The organism is Burkholderia sp. HI2761, assembly GCF_002223355.1.
GTDB lineage: Bacteria > Pseudomonadota > Gammaproteobacteria > Burkholderiales > Burkholderiaceae > Burkholderia.
The window spans coordinates 1-16,460 of sequence record NZ_NKFN01000008.1; the positions used below are offsets into that span (position 1 = coordinate 1).

General features: G+C 66.8%; 17 protein-coding genes. 2 read left to right on the forward strand and 15 right to left on the reverse strand.

The features are described from left to right. Positions 1 to 175 precede the first annotated feature (175 nt). The 15 genes from CFB46_RS29915 to CFB46_RS29980 form a co-directional block, all read right to left on the reverse strand. The gene (locus CFB46_RS29915) at positions 176 to 1,591 is read right to left on the reverse strand and encodes an ISNCY family transposase (protein WP_089500200.1); all 1,416 of its coding nucleotides are present in this window, start codon (positions 1,589 to 1,591) and stop codon (positions 176 to 178) included. 131 nt (positions 1,592 to 1,722) lie between these two features. Beyond that, on the reverse strand, positions 1,723 to 1,995 hold the full coding sequence (locus CFB46_RS35600) for a hypothetical protein (protein WP_143751680.1): 273 nt from the start codon (positions 1,993 to 1,995) through the stop codon (positions 1,723 to 1,725). A gap of 38 nt (positions 1,996 to 2,033) precedes the next feature. After that, entirely contained in the window at positions 2,034 to 2,546 is a 513-nt protein-coding gene (locus tag CFB46_RS29920; protein ID WP_256980708.1) for a GNAT family N-acetyltransferase, read from the reverse strand. Positions 2,547 to 2,615: 69 nt separating this feature from the next. Next, positions 2,616 to 3,485 (reverse strand): SAM-dependent methyltransferase, encoded by an 870-nt coding sequence (locus CFB46_RS29925; protein ID WP_027785877.1) that lies wholly within the window; start codon positions 3,483 to 3,485, stop codon positions 2,616 to 2,618. Between the two features lie 47 nt (positions 3,486 to 3,532). Beyond that, positions 3,533 to 4,705, reverse strand: coding sequence for a citrate/2-methylcitrate synthase (locus CFB46_RS29930; RefSeq protein ID WP_027785878.1), 1,173 nt, complete (start codon positions 4,703 to 4,705; stop codon positions 3,533 to 3,535). A gap of 14 nt (positions 4,706 to 4,719) precedes the next feature. Next, a complete protein-coding gene (locus tag CFB46_RS29935) occupies positions 4,720 to 5,391 on the reverse strand; it encodes a class I SAM-dependent methyltransferase (protein ID WP_027785879.1) in 672 nt (223 codons plus the stop codon). 44 nt (positions 5,392 to 5,435) lie between these two features. Further along, a complete protein-coding gene (locus CFB46_RS29940) occupies positions 5,436 to 6,872 on the reverse strand; it encodes an MATE family efflux transporter (protein WP_027785880.1) in 1,437 nt (478 codons plus the stop codon). Further along, the gene (locus CFB46_RS29945) at positions 6,865 to 8,100 is read right to left on the reverse strand and encodes a hypothetical protein (protein WP_027785881.1); all 1,236 of its coding nucleotides are present in this window, start codon (positions 8,098 to 8,100) and stop codon (positions 6,865 to 6,867) included. Before CFB46_RS29945 ends, CFB46_RS29940 begins: the two co-directional genes overlap by 8 nt. 25 nt (positions 8,101 to 8,125) lie before the next feature. Beyond that, on the reverse strand, positions 8,126 to 9,592 hold the full coding sequence (locus tag CFB46_RS29950; protein WP_027785882.1) for a class I adenylate-forming enzyme family protein: 1,467 nt from the start codon (positions 9,590 to 9,592) through the stop codon (positions 8,126 to 8,128). Further along, complete coding sequence (locus CFB46_RS29955) at positions 9,589 to 10,863, reverse strand: beta-ketoacyl-[acyl-carrier-protein] synthase family protein (protein WP_027785883.1); 1,275 nt, start codon at positions 10,861 to 10,863, stop codon at positions 9,589 to 9,591. The genes CFB46_RS29950 and CFB46_RS29955 overlap by 4 nt, the downstream gene beginning before the upstream one ends. Next, positions 10,860 to 11,957 (reverse strand): beta-ketoacyl synthase N-terminal-like domain-containing protein, encoded by a 1,098-nt coding sequence (locus CFB46_RS29960; RefSeq protein ID WP_027785884.1) that lies wholly within the window; start codon positions 11,955 to 11,957, stop codon positions 10,860 to 10,862. The genes CFB46_RS29955 and CFB46_RS29960 overlap by 4 nt, the downstream gene beginning before the upstream one ends. Before the next feature lie 95 nt (positions 11,958 to 12,052). Continuing rightward, complete coding sequence (locus CFB46_RS29965) at positions 12,053 to 12,409, reverse strand: acyl carrier protein (protein WP_027785885.1); 357 nt, start codon at positions 12,407 to 12,409, stop codon at positions 12,053 to 12,055. A gap of 25 nt (positions 12,410 to 12,434) precedes the next feature. Further along, positions 12,435 to 13,163: an SDR family NAD(P)-dependent oxidoreductase gene (locus CFB46_RS29970; protein WP_027785886.1), complete on the reverse strand. Its 729-nt coding sequence runs from the start codon at positions 13,161 to 13,163 to the stop codon at positions 12,435 to 12,437. Next, a complete protein-coding gene (locus CFB46_RS29975; protein ID WP_027785887.1) occupies positions 13,160 to 13,531 on the reverse strand; it encodes a hotdog fold domain-containing protein in 372 nt (123 codons plus the stop codon). The genes CFB46_RS29970 and CFB46_RS29975 overlap by 4 nt, the downstream gene beginning before the upstream one ends. Continuing rightward, positions 13,528 to 13,911, reverse strand: coding sequence for a hypothetical protein (locus CFB46_RS29980; protein ID WP_230469150.1), 384 nt, complete (start codon positions 13,909 to 13,911; stop codon positions 13,528 to 13,530). Before CFB46_RS29980 ends, CFB46_RS29975 begins: the two co-directional genes overlap by 4 nt. Positions 13,912 to 14,356: 445 nt before the next feature. Here CFB46_RS29980 and CFB46_RS29990 point away from each other — a divergent pair, with 445 nt between their 5' ends. Both CFB46_RS29990 and CFB46_RS29995 read left to right on the forward strand, forming a co-directional pair. Then, positions 14,357 to 15,061 carry an ABC transporter ATP-binding protein gene (locus CFB46_RS29990; RefSeq protein WP_027785889.1) on the forward strand — a complete coding sequence of 235 codons (705 nt, stop codon included), beginning with the start codon at positions 14,357 to 14,359 and terminating at the stop codon, positions 15,059 to 15,061. Further along, the gene (locus tag CFB46_RS29995) at positions 15,058 to 16,455 is read left to right on the forward strand and encodes an ABC transporter permease (RefSeq protein WP_027785890.1); all 1,398 of its coding nucleotides are present in this window, start codon (positions 15,058 to 15,060) and stop codon (positions 16,453 to 16,455) included. The genes CFB46_RS29990 and CFB46_RS29995 overlap by 4 nt, the downstream gene beginning before the upstream one ends. Positions 16,456 to 16,460 lie beyond the last annotated feature (5 nt).

Below are 16,460 nucleotides of genomic sequence, written 5' to 3' on the forward strand. Positions count from 1 at the left end.
AAAGCGGACATTTCTATGTAGCCAAAAGCGGACATTTCAATCTAGCCACTACAACCAATGTCATACCCGGATTCAGATGTCGTAGCGCCAGCTAAATACAGATGTCGCATGTTTCATCCGCTTTCTCGTCATTCAGCATTGAAGCGCCGAGCCTGAAGCAGCAGGGCGCTTACGCTCACCCGCGGGCCTTCGCAGACCGCCGCTCAGTTCCTGCGTTTGATGTGACCTCCAGAATCGCCGTCTCCATGTCAGCCGCCGTGAACCGGCGCGGTTTCTTGGTGCCGGGTTGCGCTTCGTTCTCCCGCACCGGAAGCCCTCGATGCGTTCGCGACGGCGCGGTCCCGATCCGCCGGCTGTCGCGCTGCGCTTGAAACGCTTGCGCCACTTGCAGCGCGTGACTCAGGCGCTTGTGGTCCACGATGGCGCCTTGATCGACTTCGGCCAGCCGGTCATACGACTGAGCTGCCAATATCTGACCGGCTGCTCGGATTTCGATCCGACCATCCGGGTACTCCCACACCTCGACGTCGCGATGGATCCACGCTCGATTCCCCGGCGTATCGTCCAGCAGGTACAGCACCCGGTCGTACTGCACCGTCAACGCCTTCGTCACCCGGCGTGTCTCACGCCAGGTCAGCAGTAGGTCCAGATCCTCGTCGGATCGCAGCGGCCGGTGCGCATCAAAGCCGCTGCGTGGCGGCTTCGCGAAGCGCTCGTTATACGTGGCGATGAAGGAGGGCGCATAAGCATTGGCATCCGCTACCGTGCTAATCCCGCGCAATCGTAGCTCCTTGACCAGTCGGTCCTGCAACGTCAGATGTGCTCGCTCGACACGGCCCTTGGCGGAGCTGCTGTTCGCGCAGAACGTGTCGATGTTCAGTTCGTACATCGCGCGGCCGAAGTGCGTGACGCTCTGGCCTGTCTTACCGGCGCTCGTATTGCGGAACACGCTGTACTTGTCGCTGCAGAACGCTACCGGCTTGCCATGGCGCTCCAGATACGTCCGCGTGGCCTCGAAGTAGCTGAAGGTCGATTCGGTCTGAGTGAAGTGCAGCATCATCAGCCGGCTCGTCGCGTCGTCGACGTACACCAGCAGCGTGCAGGCCGGCGCCCGTTCCTCGAACCATCGATGATCGCTGCCGTCGATCTGGATCAGTTCGCCCAGACACGCCCGGCGTGCTCGCGGCTGATACACCTTCGGTGGTCGTTGCCGGCGCGGGATCCAGAGCCCAGCGTCCGTCATCAGCTTCCTGACCGTTTCCTTGGCCAACCGAATGCCGTGGCATTCCCATAGCTTCTCGCAAGCCAGCGTCGGCCCGAAATCGGCGTAGCGCTCACGGATAACGGTCAGGGCACGTAACGCCAGCCCGTCGTCGAGCTTGCGGTTGCCCGGTCGGCCACGACGGCCCGAAGCTACGCCGTCGGGCCCACGCTCGCGATACCGGATAACCAGCCGTTCCACCTGGCGCACGCTCAGGCCCAGCCGTTCGGCTGCACGGCCTGGCTTCAAACCCGTGTCTACCACAGCCTGGATCACCTTGAGTCGATCAAGCTCTCGCATCGTCAGTGTCACCAATCCGGCTGGCTGCATGGTCGGCTCCCGTGCTTGCTCAACGAGCCGTCCAGCATGCCAGCAGTCAAAAACACGACATCTGTAAATAGCCAGAACACGACATTAGGATATGGCTGCTACAACCAAATCCGGTGATAATACGCATTATGTTAAATTATGTCGATGCTCAAAGCATATGACGATTGCAATGACTGAATTTCCAGCTGCGACACCGGTCCGCCTGACACCTGCCGAAGCCCGCTGTCGCGACACTGTCGACGCGTGCGAGGCCATTCGCTACAACGCGGCTTCCTTGAGCAGCCATCCTGGAAAGCCACGAGTTTCGCAAGGCTGGAGCACTCTTCGCGAAATGCAACTGATGGCTGCCCGCCGCATTCGGTTGGCGCCTGTTCGTAGCCAAGAAACGCCAGCAGCGGTTTCATCGGCGTTTCTCGTGCGCTCGAACATCTTTGGTCGATTTTTACCCCCGCTTCCAGTCGGCCATTCGGTACCGGAAATATTGTTTGTCGACCCATTCGACACGACGGCGCCCGTTGATGAGCATGTCATTTGGAACCTGCACCGAACCGAACGGCTCGAACCCGAGTCTCAGGTAAAGCCGATGTGCGGCGAGCGCGTTCCCGTTGCTGCGCACGATGACATTCCCGTAGCCGGTCGTCGCCTCGCCGACACAACGCCGCACCAGCGCTTCGCCGAGCCCGCGTGAGCGCCAGTCCGGCGCGATCGCGAGTTCGGCGATTGATCTCACGGGTCGGTCGCCGAGTGTCGCGCGCAGCGGCATCGGTAATTTATGATCGTAGTCCGAATCGGCGGACAGCAGGAAACCGACGAGCACTTCGCCGGTCACCCACAGATGGCAGCGCGCGGCATGCTCGGTGAACAGTCCGTAGATCCAGCCGCACTCCGCCGCCTCGTCCAGGTAGTGGCCGGCATACGGCCCCGTCGTAAACGCGTCCATGTAAAGCGCGAGCACCTGCCGCTCCCATGCATGGAACAGGCCGATTCCACCGGAACGGATCTCGCACGTGGTCATCCCGCCCTCCTACCAGTCGAGCTGATAAGCCGTGCTCACCAGCAGCGACGAGCACAGCGTCGCCAGCTTCACGAGTGGCAGCCCGGCCGGATCGAATCCGTGGTTCGGATAGAAATACTGGCCGAGGCCCTGCACCTGCCGCTCGATCACGATTACGCGGCGGTCTCGCGGCGCCGTCTCGATGATCCGCTCGACGATTTCCCCCTTGTTCTCGATATGAATCGACAGGATGATGATGTCGCACGCACCGTAGTCGTACGCCGCGCCATCCGCATGAACCATCTCGATCGCGGCGCGGCGATAGCGTACGGGGTTCGATGCGCACAGATGATCGACGAACCGCTCGCCGGTCCTGAGCGATTCCTCGCTGAGATCAAGCCCGACGATGCGGGCGCCGCTGAACGACTGCATGAACAAGAGCGACAGCGGCATCCCGCCGGAGCCGATCATCGCCACCGTCGAATCGGTGGACATGTCCGACAGGAAGATCTCGGTTCGCGCGAGAAGCCGGTAGATCTCCGCGTAGTACTCCTTGATGATCAGGAGCAACCCGTCGCTCGCCGGCCCGGCGCGCAGCACGTCGCTCATCTGCCGCTCGAAGCGGACCTCGTTGTCCAGCGACAGCGCCTGAAATCGCTTCATGTACTCACGCACCGTACCGTCGCGCAGGAATAGCCCGGTCTCGTTCGCATCGAGCACCGGGGACAGCAGGTAGTTGCGGATCAGCAGCGTCTTGGCGAAACACGCTCGCAGATCGTGTCGGTCGGGTGACACGAACATCTCGTCGATCCAGCGATGGATCTGGGTCTTCACGAAGTCGATGCGGCACTGGGTATCGTTGGCCGCACAATGCGGCGCAAGCGGCAGATTGGTCAGCATGTCGGTGTCGATCCAATTTCAGGTTGAGGGGCGCCGGCGAGCCGGCATCAGATCCAGGCTTTCGGCAGCGCTGCGAGGCGTTCGCGCGCGACGGGTCGGGTCTGGCCGAACGGCGGGTAGGCTTTCTTCTGCAACGCGTGCGCGAGCATCGTCGGCATCCGCGCAAACAGGAACACCGGCGTGGCCAGCACGGCGGGCACTCCCAGTTCGAGCAGGATCGCCGCAGCGGCCGAATCGATGTTCGGCGGCAGGCCACGCAGGTCCTGCATCGCACCGCATACCGCCCGATACGCGTCGAACGCCGCGCCGTCGACGCCCAGCCGCACCGCGTGGCGCTCGAGCGCGGCCGGCCGCGGGTCGCACTCGAGCAGTGGATGGCCGAACCCGGGAATCCGGTCGCCCGCCTGCACGCGCTGCGCGACGCGATCGCGAATCTCCGCAGGCGACCGCCCGACCAGGTTCGCGAAAAACCGCGTCGCGTCGCTGCACGCGCCCACGTGCGCGGAACCGCTGCCGGTCAGGCCCGCGATCAGGTTCAGGTCGATGCTTGCATAGGTGCTCGCCGAGAACCGCGGCAGTGCGATGGTCGGCGCGACGAGACCGAAGCCGCCATGCAACGCCACCAGCAGAACGTCGAACAGGCGGGCCTGGGCGTCGCGCGATTCGCCACCGCACAGGCAGTCCAGCACCGATGCGCTGAAACCGCGAGCGGCGTCCGTCGGCCGCGGCCAGGCCGGGGCCTCGTCGTCCATCGTGCGCCACACCGCCAGCAGGCGCGGCAGCGCGGCGACGATGCCCAGGCCGGTCGCCACCGCGTCGTCCTGCCCGATACCCGACAACCCGTCGGGCCACGCAACCGGCTGCGCTTGCGGCCCGGCAGCCAGCCCGGCCGCGACCGCCGCGACCAGGAACACCTCTGGCCGGCGCTGGCGGCGAGCCAGTTGCGCGGCGAGCAGGCCATCGTCAGGCGGCCCGTCGTCGGCAAGCCGCGCCGCCAGTGCGCGATCGAGTGCGCGCACGTCGTCCTCTTCCGGCATCCGGCCCGTGAGCACGTGCAGGATCGCGGCAGTGAAATCGACGGACTCGATCAGCTGAAGCAGATCGACGCCGCGTACCGAAAGCCGGTCGGGCGAGATCGAGACCGCATCGATCTCGCCTTCGTCGCGTGCGGCGCGCGGACGGGCGGCGTCCGGCGTCGGCAGGTCGTGATCGGTTCGCATCGGCGATGCCCCGCTTACTGCCGCGCCGGTTTGGCGATCAGCACCTCGAAGCCGATCGCTAGCATCCCCGCCCCCTTCGATACGCTGGCGTATTCGCCGATGCCGGCTTCGTGCAGGTGCCCGACCGACTCCGCAACCGTGAACTTGCCGTCGAGATGGAGTGGATGAACGCCCGCGGCCGCGCGCCGCTCGTTGAAGAACGCGAGCGCTTCCGGCGCAGGATCGCTGCAGGGTTCGTGAATCAGCGCGAAACCGCCGGGCGCCAGCGTGCGGAAGATCTCCCGGTACGCGCCGACGGGGTCGGCCCAGTGATGCACGACCGAACGGCCGATCACCGCGACGAACGTCCCGTCGTCGAACGGCAGAGCGTGGACGTCGCCCGCGCGGATTTCGATACGCCCTTCCAGCCCTTCCGCGCGCACGTTCTGTTCGGCGCGCCGCACCATGTCGTCGTAGTAATCGACCCCGACGAAGCCCAGCGGGGCGAGCGACGGGACGCGGGCCAGCTCGATCAGCGTACGCGCGGTACCGGTGCCGACGTCGAGCAACCGGCCCGACGCGATGCGTCGCTGCGCGAGCTCGTGCTCGACGCGCTGCACCAGATTGCGGTTCCATTCGAGCGTGAACGTGTCGACGTAGTGGTCGTAGGTGTCGGCATTGACTTCGGCGGGGGTATTGGTACGCATGCAGGTCTCCAGTCGTGAGGTCTAGGGGTACAACGGTCGTGGAATCATCCGGCTGCGGGACGCGCGCCGGCCGGGGGTGCGGCCGGCGCGGCGCCGAGCCTGCGCATGAGCCGCAGGAAAATCGTCAGGTACACGGCCTGGCGTACGACGCTCACGCCCGCGAGTAGTGCGAACAGCTGAGTGAGCGCGAGATGGTGCGTGACGCCGAGATAGATCGCGCCCGGGGTGACGATCCAGGAAAAGAACAGCCCGAGCGCCATCGCGCGCGCCGGGCGTTCGAGAATCTGGAAGCAGCCCGTCACGAGATTCGTCAGCAGATAGCTGAAGACGAACAGCGGCACGTAGTCGAGCAGCGCGGTCGCGACCGCGATCACGCCGGCGTCGGACGCGAGAAAGTGCAGCGCAAGCGAGCGCATCAGGAAGAACGCGATGCTGATCGCCGCGGTGAACAACACGCCCAGCAGCATCACCGACTGCAGTGCCGCGCGGGATGGCGCGCGGCTGCGCACGAGATGCCCGATCCGGATCATGAAGACCATGCTCAGGCCCTTGATGAGGATGAATCCGATCGTCATCAGTTCGAAGCCGATGCCGTAACCGCCAATCGCACGCACGCCGTAGCGGGCGATCAGCGAGTAGACGGCCGTATTCGCAAGAAAGGTCAGCGCTTCGAGCGCGGCCGACGGCAGAAAGATGCGCAGCAGCCGTCGCTGCGTCGGCCATTCCACGCCGGGACGCGGCAGCACGACCTGCTCGCGGCGTAGCCGCGGGCGTATGCACCGGACGCACCAGCCGAGATACAGGCTCTTGGTGATCCACGAGGTCAGCGCGAGGCCGAACAGCTGCAGCGACGGATGCTGGCCGAACAGCCCGAACACGAGCAGCGGATCGAGGATGTTGTTGACCACGCCGCATGCGATGCTGATGCGGGCGGGCGACTTGGTGTCGCCGTACGTGCGCATCGCCGCGGAAAGCGCGGTGCTGAGCAGCGTGAGCGGAAAGCTGCCGATCACGAGCGCGTAATAGCCGAACATGCGCTCGCCGCGAAACTGGCCGCCGGAAATGAACGTCATCAGCGGCGCCCGCATGCCGATCAGCACCAGCACGACCAGTGCGCCGATCGCGCCCGCGAACACCAGGCTCTGCACGAACAGCCGGCCCTGGTCCTCGCGGGGCGCCTTGGCGAACACCGCGACGAACGACTCCTCGAAACTCTTGCCGAGCAGGAACAGGAAAGTCGCCACGCTGCCGTTGATGAGCGCGAGCAGCGCCATGTCCTCCGCCGGCAGGTCACGAATCCAGCGATAGTCGAACAGCGTCATGCAGTAGCCGAAAATCGACGACAGCACCATCGGATAGAGCATCAGCCAGGTCGCGCGCACCTCGGCCGCGAACTGCCGCGTGCGATCGGCCCGTGACGCGCGTGTCGAAGCAAACGTGGCGGTCGCGGCAGGCGCGACGGTAGCGCGATCGTCAGACATGGGTGTGCCTCTCGTCGATCAGGCGCGGCAGCTTCTGGCGCGCGGAGAAGCGCAATGAGTCGCGACCGAGCACATCGAGGCGGCCCTCGCCCTTGTCGATGCATTCGCGCACGTCCTCGATCTCGAGCAGCGCGGCGGCGAGTCGTGACACGAGCGGCGCCAGTTCGTCGTCGCCCAGGTCCAGCGCGACCGTCAGGCAATCGCGCCCGTGCGCGTCCGCGTCCAGGCGGAACTGGCAATCGAGCGGCCGGCCGACGCACGCCACCAGCCGCTGCACGAGCAGCTCGGTGCTGACCAGGTTGCCCGCGAACTTGAAGCGCTGATCCGTGCGTCCCTGCAGCACCACGACAGAGCCGCCCTCCCCGCAAGTGCAGCGCACCGACGGCCCGACGCGCACGCGATCGCCGATCCGGTAGCGCAGCATCGCGAGGCCCGGGTTCGCGCGGCTTGTCACGAGGAGTTGCCCGCCCTCCTCCTCGAGGAAGAACCAGTCGTCGAGCACGTGGTAATACCCGTCGGCGCAGCGCGGCGTGTGATAGCCGAGAAAGCCCGTTTCGGTGGCCCCGTACAGCCCGAAGAATGCGGCATCGCGCCAGCGCCGCCGCACGATCGCCCGCTTGCGCTCGGTGAACGCCTCGCCGGTGTAAAGGATCTTCGTCACGTCGAGATCGACACCGTGCGCGTCGAGTAGCCGCAGACATTGCAGTACGCTCGTCGGCGTTCCGACCAGGACGTTGGGGCGGGCGCGGCCGATCAGGTTCAGCATCGCGGGCAAATCGGCGCCGTATGCGTCCAGCCGCCCGATCGGGAGTACGTTCGCGCCGATCGCTTCCAGCAGCCGGTTCACGCCGTCGTACAGCGTGGAAAAACCGCCAGCGGTAAACAGGTTCGCCACCCGGTCCGTCGGCACGATAGCCGTCCCGGCCAGCACGTTCGCGAGCGCTCGGCCATAGGTCGTGTCGGGCCGCTTGCGCGCCGGCGCATTGAGCAGCAGCTTGACCTCGCCGCTCGTGCCCGACGTGGTGTAGAACGTCGCGCCGGCGAGACCGTCGTGGTCGAGGCGGTCCAGCACGCGCCGCTTCAGGTCGTCGGCCGTCTCGATCGCGATCAGCGTGCGGAAGGCCGCGTAGCTGGCCACGCCCGCCGGCAGCAAATGCGCATAGCGGGCATCGTACGAAAGCGCTTCGTTCACGGCGGAGCAATCGAAGCGGGTCGTGCGGTCGGACATCGTGGGCTCCAGGTTCAGGCCGCGATCACGCGCTTTCGCGCAGGAGACGCAAAGAGATCTTTCCGGTGCTCGTGACCGGAAGGTCGTCGACGAACAGCACGTCGGCGATGCGCGGATACAGCGGGAACGCTGCCCGGTAGCGGCTCAGGATGCGCGCCTTGAAATCCACGTTCGCACCGGCCGGCGCCAGGCCGGGCACGACGAACACCGTCAGCGCGCCGGTCTGTGGATCGGCGAGAAAATAACTCTTCGCGATGTCGTCGAACGCATCGAAATGCTGGTGCAGCAGGCTGACGTTGATGAGCCGGCCGTTGCACTTGACCGTTTCATCCCTGCGGCCGACCCAGAACACGACGCCGTCGTCGCGGCGGAACACCAGGTCGCCGGATTCCAGCGTCGTGAACCGCCGCAGGCTGCCGTCGGGCAGCAGATAGCCGTGCATCGCATACGGCGTTCGGTAAAGCAGATGGCCGGGCTCGCCGGGTGCGCACGGCCGCCCCTGCGCGTCGACGATCGACAGCTCGATGCGCGGATCGATCGGGCGGCCCGGTGCGAGGACACCCTCGAAGCAATACGAATCGACGCGCGGCAAATCGTCCGGCGTGAGCGGCAGCGCGAAGATCCGCGGCCCGGATTCGGTCTGGCCGAAGTTGTTCCACACGCAAGCACCGAGCGCGAGCAGGCGGCGCACCTGCGCCGCGTAGATGCGGTCGGATGCATTGAGCACGACGATTCCGTCGAACCTCATGCCCGCCGTCGCTTCGGCCAGGTCGCACACGCGCTCGGCAATACTGCGGATCAGCGGCACGAAGCGGATCCGGCCGCCGCCCAGGTAGCCGAGCACCTCGTGCGCGGTCAGCGATGCCCGTTCAAGCCAGACGGTCGCGCCGGCCAGCAGGCCGTTCATCATCGTCGAGAACCCGTACATGTAGTGCGTGGGGAACATGCACAGGACGCCGTCGCCCGGCTGCACGCCCAGATAGCGGCCGACCGCCAGCGCATTCTCGACGAGTTGGGCTTCGTCGTAGACGACCAGCTTCGGCGCGCTCGTCGTGCCTGAGGTCATGAAGACGATCTGCGCGCGCGGCGCGCCGGCATCGGCCCACGCGAACGCGTCGTGCCCGGGCGCTTCGGCATCGGCCATGGCCGGGTCGAGCACGACGACCGGCAGCCCGTCGCACGCGATCGACCGGGTCGAGACGACCGCGAGTGCATCGAGCCGGTACTGGTGCCGCGCGGCGGACAGCATCTTCGGATCGCACAGGACGATCCGGCAGCCGAGCGTCGATGCGAGCAGCGTGAACAGGAAATAATCGAACCCCGAGAAGCCGACCGCGATCAGGCAACCGCGCCCTAGTAAGTGCGGCTCCAGCGCGCCGAGCGCACGCCGAGCCGCCCTCAGGCGCGCGCGCAGGTCTTCCGCCGTCAGGCGCGCCCCGTGCAGCACGATCTGCCAGTTCGCCTCTCGGGCAAGCAGCGACGCGAATTTCATGCGGCCGCTCCTTCCAGCACGAGCGAGGCCGCGAGGCCCCCCATGCCGAACGAATTCTTGAGCACGCGCCGCGCATCGCTGGGCGTCGGCGCGCGCACCACGTTGACGGGGCACTCCTGCGCCTGCTCGTCGAGGTTGATGGTCGCCGGAATGAAACCCTCCCGCAGCCCGATCGCCGTGTTCAGCACTTCCATCGCGCCCGCCGTCGCGATCAGGTGACCGTGCTGCGACTTGTTGGCGGTGACGGGCATCCCGGGCCGCGTCGGAAAGATCGCGCGGATCGCCTCCGATTCGTGCTTGTCGTTGAGCACCGTCGACGTCCCGTGCGCGTTGACGTAGTCGATATCGGCCGGCGCGCATCCCGCGTCGTCGAGCGCACGCTGCATCGCGAGCCGCATCTCGAGGGACTGCTGGTGCGGAATGACGATGTGCTCGGCGGCCAGGCTCGCCCCGTAGCCGGCGACGCGCGCGAGCGGCGTATCGCCCCGGGCGCGCACGGCCGATTCGCGCTCGATCAGGAACAGCACTGCGCCTTCCGCGAGCACGAAGCCCGAGCGACGCGTGTCGAACGGCCGCGAACGGTGCCGGGGATCGAGATTCAGGTCGGTCGAGATCACGTCGAGCGATTCGAGTCGCGCGAGATTGAGCGGATTGACCTTGCCGGACACGCCGCCGACGATGGCCGCGTCGACACGCCCCTGGCGCAGCGCGAGCAGGCCCATGCCGATCGCCTGCAGCGACGCGGAGCACAGGCCCACGTGCGCGAGCGCGCAGCCGCTGAACGGAATGTGGCGATGAATCGCGCCGAACACGGCGGTCGCGTCGCCGCTCACGAACTCGCTCATGCGCATGTGCGACACGAGCACGCGGATCAGCGCGTCGCGCGATTTGTCGCCATTGACCTTGTCGACGAGCTCGAGCGCGCTCTGCACGTCGGTGGCCGGCACGTCGACGCCGACCAGACAGCCGATGCGCTCCGGCGCGTAGTTGCGCACGACGAACGGCGCCTGCGCGAGCAGCCGCGCGGCGGCGAGATCGCCGTACAGCTGCTCGGTCGCGATCCGCCGTGCGGAAGGCCAGCGCACGCGCTCGTTGCCTTCGTCGGGAACGCCCGCGTGCTGGGTCGTATAGGTCGAGCAGTCGAATTTCTCGATCCGGCGAATGCCGGAGCGGCCTTCGCGCAGCGCGGCGTGAAGTTCGTCGTAGCTGCCGCCGAGCGGCGTGACGGCGCCGAATGCGCTGATGACGATTGCGTCCGATCGCGGTTTCATCGCCCCACCCCGCTCAGCTTGCGTGCCAGGATCGCACCGAGGCCCGACGACACGCCGATGCCGTTGACCAGGACGGGTGCGCCGACAGGAATGGCCGGATCCGCGATGGCGAGGACCAGATCGATCAGGTTGTTAGCCCGTCCGGTATAGCCGACATGCGGCTTGTATGCGTGCATGACGGCATTCGGCCACGCATGCTGCACGGCATTGCGCTCCGCCTTGCCGAGCGACGGTTCTCCGTTCTGGTACAGCACGACGTGCGGCACGCCGAGCGCGGCCTCGCCGGGAAAGCGGGCGAACAGCCTCGACCAGTCGGCGCTCGACACGGACGTATCGGGCTTGTAGAGCGAATGAACGTCGAGCACCTGCGCGCAGGGCGTGCGCCCGTCGCGCGGCGTGCGTTCGACGACCGCGCCGACGGCCCCGAACGCGGGAACGATGCCGACCGGGTGCGACGTCGTTCGCAACAGGCCCATCTTCTCGAACGCCGCGACGTTGTCGGCCGACGTCATATCGCCGACGGCCGCGATGACGGCCCGGTCGATCGCGCCGCCCTCGATCTGCCGGTGCGCTTCCTCGAGCGCACACAGGCTGGTCAGCGACATCCGTTGCAACGGATAGCCTTCGCCGCGCAGTTCGAACAGCTTCGATATCTGGTACAGCGCGTTGGTGGTCAGCAGGCGCAGCATGTCGAGCGGATTCAGGTCCGCCTTGACCTCGCCGAAGTAGCGGCAGCCGTCGAGGCCGTGACGCTCGTGCAGCGGCGTGAGCACGGCCATCGTCGCGTCTTCGCCCTCGACCCCCGTGAATACCGCAAACCGCTCGCGCTCTTCGGCCGTGTAAGGTCGGCCGGCCGATGCCGCGTCAAACGCCTCGGCGGCCACCTGCAGCGCGAGACGCGACCCCGGGTTCAGCAGCGAACGATCCTCGCGCGCCATGCGCTGCACGAGCGGAAACGGCAGGTTGGCGCGCGTGTAGTCGCCAGGCTTCGCGGCCGGTGCGAGCGGCTTGCGCGCGGCGAAGTCGACGTCCAGCAGCGACGCGATGTCGGGAAAGGCGGCCGTCGCGATGCCGAGGCCGGTGATGTACGACATGGCAAGTCCCCATTCACGTGAGTCGAAAACCGGGCGGGCGCGCGATGCCGCGGCGCACGGTGCGGCGTTCCTGCGACACGGACGGAACGCCCGGATCAGCTGAACTGCGCGATGCGGCGCTCGATGTAGTTCACCGAGAAGTGCTCGTAGAGATCCTGCAGGCTGCATTTCTCGTGATCGTTCCAGCGCATCACGTCGCACACCTGCTGCCAGCCTGCGTCGGTCCACTCGGTGCCGGTGTGGCATTGCGGATCGAGCAGCATCCGGTTGAACGGCCACAGGTTTTCGAGGCTGATGCGGTTGTCCACCTTGTCCTTGAGCTCGTAGCACAGGTCGACGTAGTCGATCGAGCTCATGTTCAGCTCGCGGAACAGCGACGCGGAGTCGGCCACCTGCTCGGGACCGCTCAGATAGAGGATTTGCGCGACGATGTTCTTGATGTCTTCCTTCATGGTCCACTCTCCTTGAGTCACTGGGTCAGCCACTGATGTTTTCGCCATTGCCGAGATCGACGACGCTTCCCGTCGTTTCGAGCGAGCCGTTCGCGAGCAGCAGGACCGTGCGCGCGACCTGCTCGGGCTCGAGGATCTTCCGCATCGGAATCTGGCGGTAGAACGCCGCCGCGTCCTGCGACGCGAGAAAGCGCTCGAACAGGTCGGAGCGCACGAACCCCGGCGCGACCGCGTTGACGCGCACGCCGAAGCGCGCCATCTCGAGCGCGAGCGTTTTCGTGAAGCGCTCGATCGCCGCCTTCGACGCGCCGTATGCGCCGTTGCCGGTCTTCGGCTTGCGCGCGGCGATCGACGACACGTTGACGATCGCGCCGCGCCGGCGCGACTGCATCCCTTCGCCGAACGCATGGCAAAACGCCATCGTCGCGCCGAGGTTGATCCGTAACGTTTCCCAGTAGCGGGCGAACGGGCTGCCGATCAGCAGCGCGTCGTCGTTGATGCCTGCGTTGTTCACGAGCACGTCGACGGCCGCTTCCGCGTTCACATGGTCGGCGAACGCCTGCACGGCGTCCCAGTCGCCGCCGTCGACCCGAAAGCCGCGCACCGCGCCGTCGTACGCACGCTCCAGTGCGTCGGCCAATTCAGGATTCGATCGGTAGGTGAAGTAGACGGTGTGGCCGTCGGCGACCAGCGCATCGACGATCGCGCGCCCGATCCCGCGCGTGCCGCCCGTGACGATGGCGAGCTTCGTCATGCGTCGTGCTCCCAGCTGAGGATGCCGTCCATCACGCCCTGGCCATTCGCATTGCGTAGCTCGACGTGCGCGGTGGTGCGCGCCCCGTCCTGCTGCAGGCGCCGCAGGCGCGCGGTCAGGCGCTCGCCCGGCCGTACCGGGCAGATGAAGCTGATCTTGCGGAGCGTGAGCGCCGGAATCGGCCGGTTCGCCGCGAGGCCGAGTGCATCGAACAGCATCGCGATCGCCAGGCTGAGGCTGAACGAACCGGGCAGCACGGGAAACTGCTCGAAGTGTTCGTCGAAGAGCGGCGCGGCGCTCGCTACGTCGATCACGCCGAACTGATCGCCGGTGATGGTAGCCGCCGGCGTTGCGATCGCGGGCATCATGGCCGGTCTCCCGGTGCGGCCGACGCGTGCAGGTGAGCCGGCATCAGCGCGACGAACACGGTACCCGACGCGACGGCTGGAAACGTGCCGGCATCGGCGTCGCGCGCCGACACCTCGACGCGGTACCCGTCGCCGTGTCTCGCGACGGTGCCGGCCAGCGCCAGCCGCGGATGGCCGTCGACGCGGTGCAGCGTCAGCTCGCGCAGCTGCGCCGGTACCATCAGCGCCGGCTCGCCGTGCATCGTGCGCGCCGCCTTGACCGCGAACTGATGCAGCGCCTCGATGACGAGCAGCCCCGGCCGTGCGCTCGACCAGTCGCCATACCGCCGCGGATCCGCATCGCCCGCGAAACGCGCGGGATCGGACGGATCGCGGATCACGCGACAAAGGGCAAGAAAGCCAGGCCGCGCCGTCTCGCTCCCCCTCTCAAACCTGGTATGTCTCATTTTTATGCCTTGTTATGTCTGTGTTTTGGCTTCTCGCACCCCGGTGACTGCTCTCACGTCGGCCGATGTCGTGCGGATCAAGTGCTGATCGGCTGCGAGTGTATCGATTCGTCGCCGAAAGAAACGATCATGCGACCAATTGCAGAAACGGGCGACGAACCGCGCATGGGGCCGATGGAATGCAACGCGGGGGTGCGGCCGACGGCGGGCCGCGACCCGCTCGCCGCGCCGGCGTGCGACGGCGTTGCCGACGGCCGCCGTTCGTCGGGGAGGAATGCCGTTCGTCCGCGCGTTGCGCCGTTCGTCGCACTGCGCAATACGGAGCCGCGGGTGCCGCTAAGGTAGCGACATCGATCGAATACCTTGGGAGGTGTCCGTGTTGGCGGCCAGCTTGAGTCATGTCACGAAAAACTATGGAACCGGCCCGCTCGCGGTCGCCGCGGCCGACGATGCGTCGCTCGAGATTCTCGCGAACCGCTTCACGGTACTGTCGGGGCCGTCCGGCAGCGGCAAGACGACGTTGCTCAACCTGCTCGGCGGCATCGATCGCCCGACGCACGGCGCCATCACGGTCGCGGGCGAACGAATCGACGCGATGCGCGAGAATGCGCTAGCCGATTTCCGCGCACGCCACGTCGGCTTCGTGTTTCAGTCGTTCAACCTGCTGCCCGTGTTCAGCGCGTTCGAGAACGTCGAATATCCGCTGACCCTGCTGGGCGTCGCCCGCGCGCGGCGACGAGAACGGGCGCTCGCGCTGCTCGATGCCGTCGGCATGGGCGACAAGGCGAATCGCCGGCCCGGCCAGTTGTCGGGCGGCCAGCAGCAGCGCGTCGCGATCGCACGCGCGCTCGTCACCGAGCCGGCGCTGGTTCTGGCCGACGAGCCGACCGCCAATCTGGACAGCGCGACGGGCGCGACCATCATCGCGCTGATGCGCACGATGCAGCGCGAGCACACGACGTCGTTCGTATTTTCGTCGCACGACCCGCAGGTGATCGCCGCCGCGGACGATGTCGCGACGATCTGCGACGGGCGCGTCGTCACGACCCGCTCGGCTACCCTGCACGAGGAGGCCTGCCAATGAACCTCTGGGTTCTCGCCTTCCGCAACCTGCTGCGCAACCGCCGCCGCTCGTCGACCACGCTGCTCGCGATGGTCGTCGGCCTGGCCGCGATCCTGCTGTTCGGCGGCTACGCGCGCAACATCAATTACGGACTCCAGACCAGCTACGTGCGCCAGGGCGGTCATCTGCAGATCCAGCACCGCGACTATTTCCTGTACGGCAGCGGCGACCCCGTCTCGTACGGGATTGCCGACTACCGGAAGGTCATCGACACCGTGCTCGGCGATCCCGAGCTGGCACGGGAGGTGACGGTCGTGACGCCGGTGCTGACGATCAACGGCATCGGCGGCAATTTCACGGCGGGCGTGTCGCGCACCGTTTCGGGCAGCGGGATCGTCGTGGCCGACCAGAACCGGATGCGCCAGTGGAACGACTACGGCTTCGCCGACCGGGCGACTCCCCTTGCACTGACCGGCAGCGCGGCGAATGCTGCCGTAATCGGCACGGGTGTCGCGCGCGTGCTGCGCCTGTGCGACGCGCTGCGGGTACCCGATTGCCGCGATCCGGTGACGGCCGCCCCGGCCGGCGCGTCGGACATGCCCGACGACATCGCGTCGCTCTCGCAGGCCGAGGCCGCCGCGAAGCCCGCGCATCGCAACGGGCTCGCCCGCCTCGAGCTGTTGACGTCGAATGCGTACGGCGCACCGAACGTCGCCGAACTGTCGGTGATCGCGGCGCAGAAGCAAGGCGTCAAGCAGATCGACGACATGTTCGTACAGGTGCATCTGCCGCAGGCGCAGCAGCTCGTCTACGGCAGCGGCCCGAATGCGAAGGTGACATCCATCGTCGTGCAGTTGAAGCACACGGTCGATCTGCCGTCTGCACGCGCACGCATCCAGACGCTGCTACGCACCCGGCTCGCGGGCGAGCCGCTCGAGGTGCTCGGCTTCGCGACGCTGAATCCGCAGTATGGCCAGGTCACCGGCATGTTCGGCGCGATTTTCGGCTTCATCGCGGTATTGATCGCCACGATCGTGCTGTTCACGGTCGGCAACACCATGAACATGGCCGTGATGGAGCGCACGCACGAGATCGGCACGCTGCGCGCACTCGGCCTGCGCGGTGCCGGCATTCGCCGCCTGTTCGTCTGCGAAGGGTGCCTGCTCGGCATGTGCGGCGCGGTTGCGGGCACCGTCCTCGCGCTCGCGGCCGGTGTCGCGATCAACCGTGCCGGCCTGCACTGGACGCCGCCCGGACAGACCGATCCCGTCGCGTTGTCGGTACGCGTGTGGGGCGAGTTCGGGATGATTGCGCGCTACGCGCTCGGCGTGACGGTGGTCGCGACGCTCTCGGCCTGGCTGCCCGCGCACCGCGCTGCCCGCCTGCCGATCGTCGACGCGCTGCGCTTCGCCTGACCAGG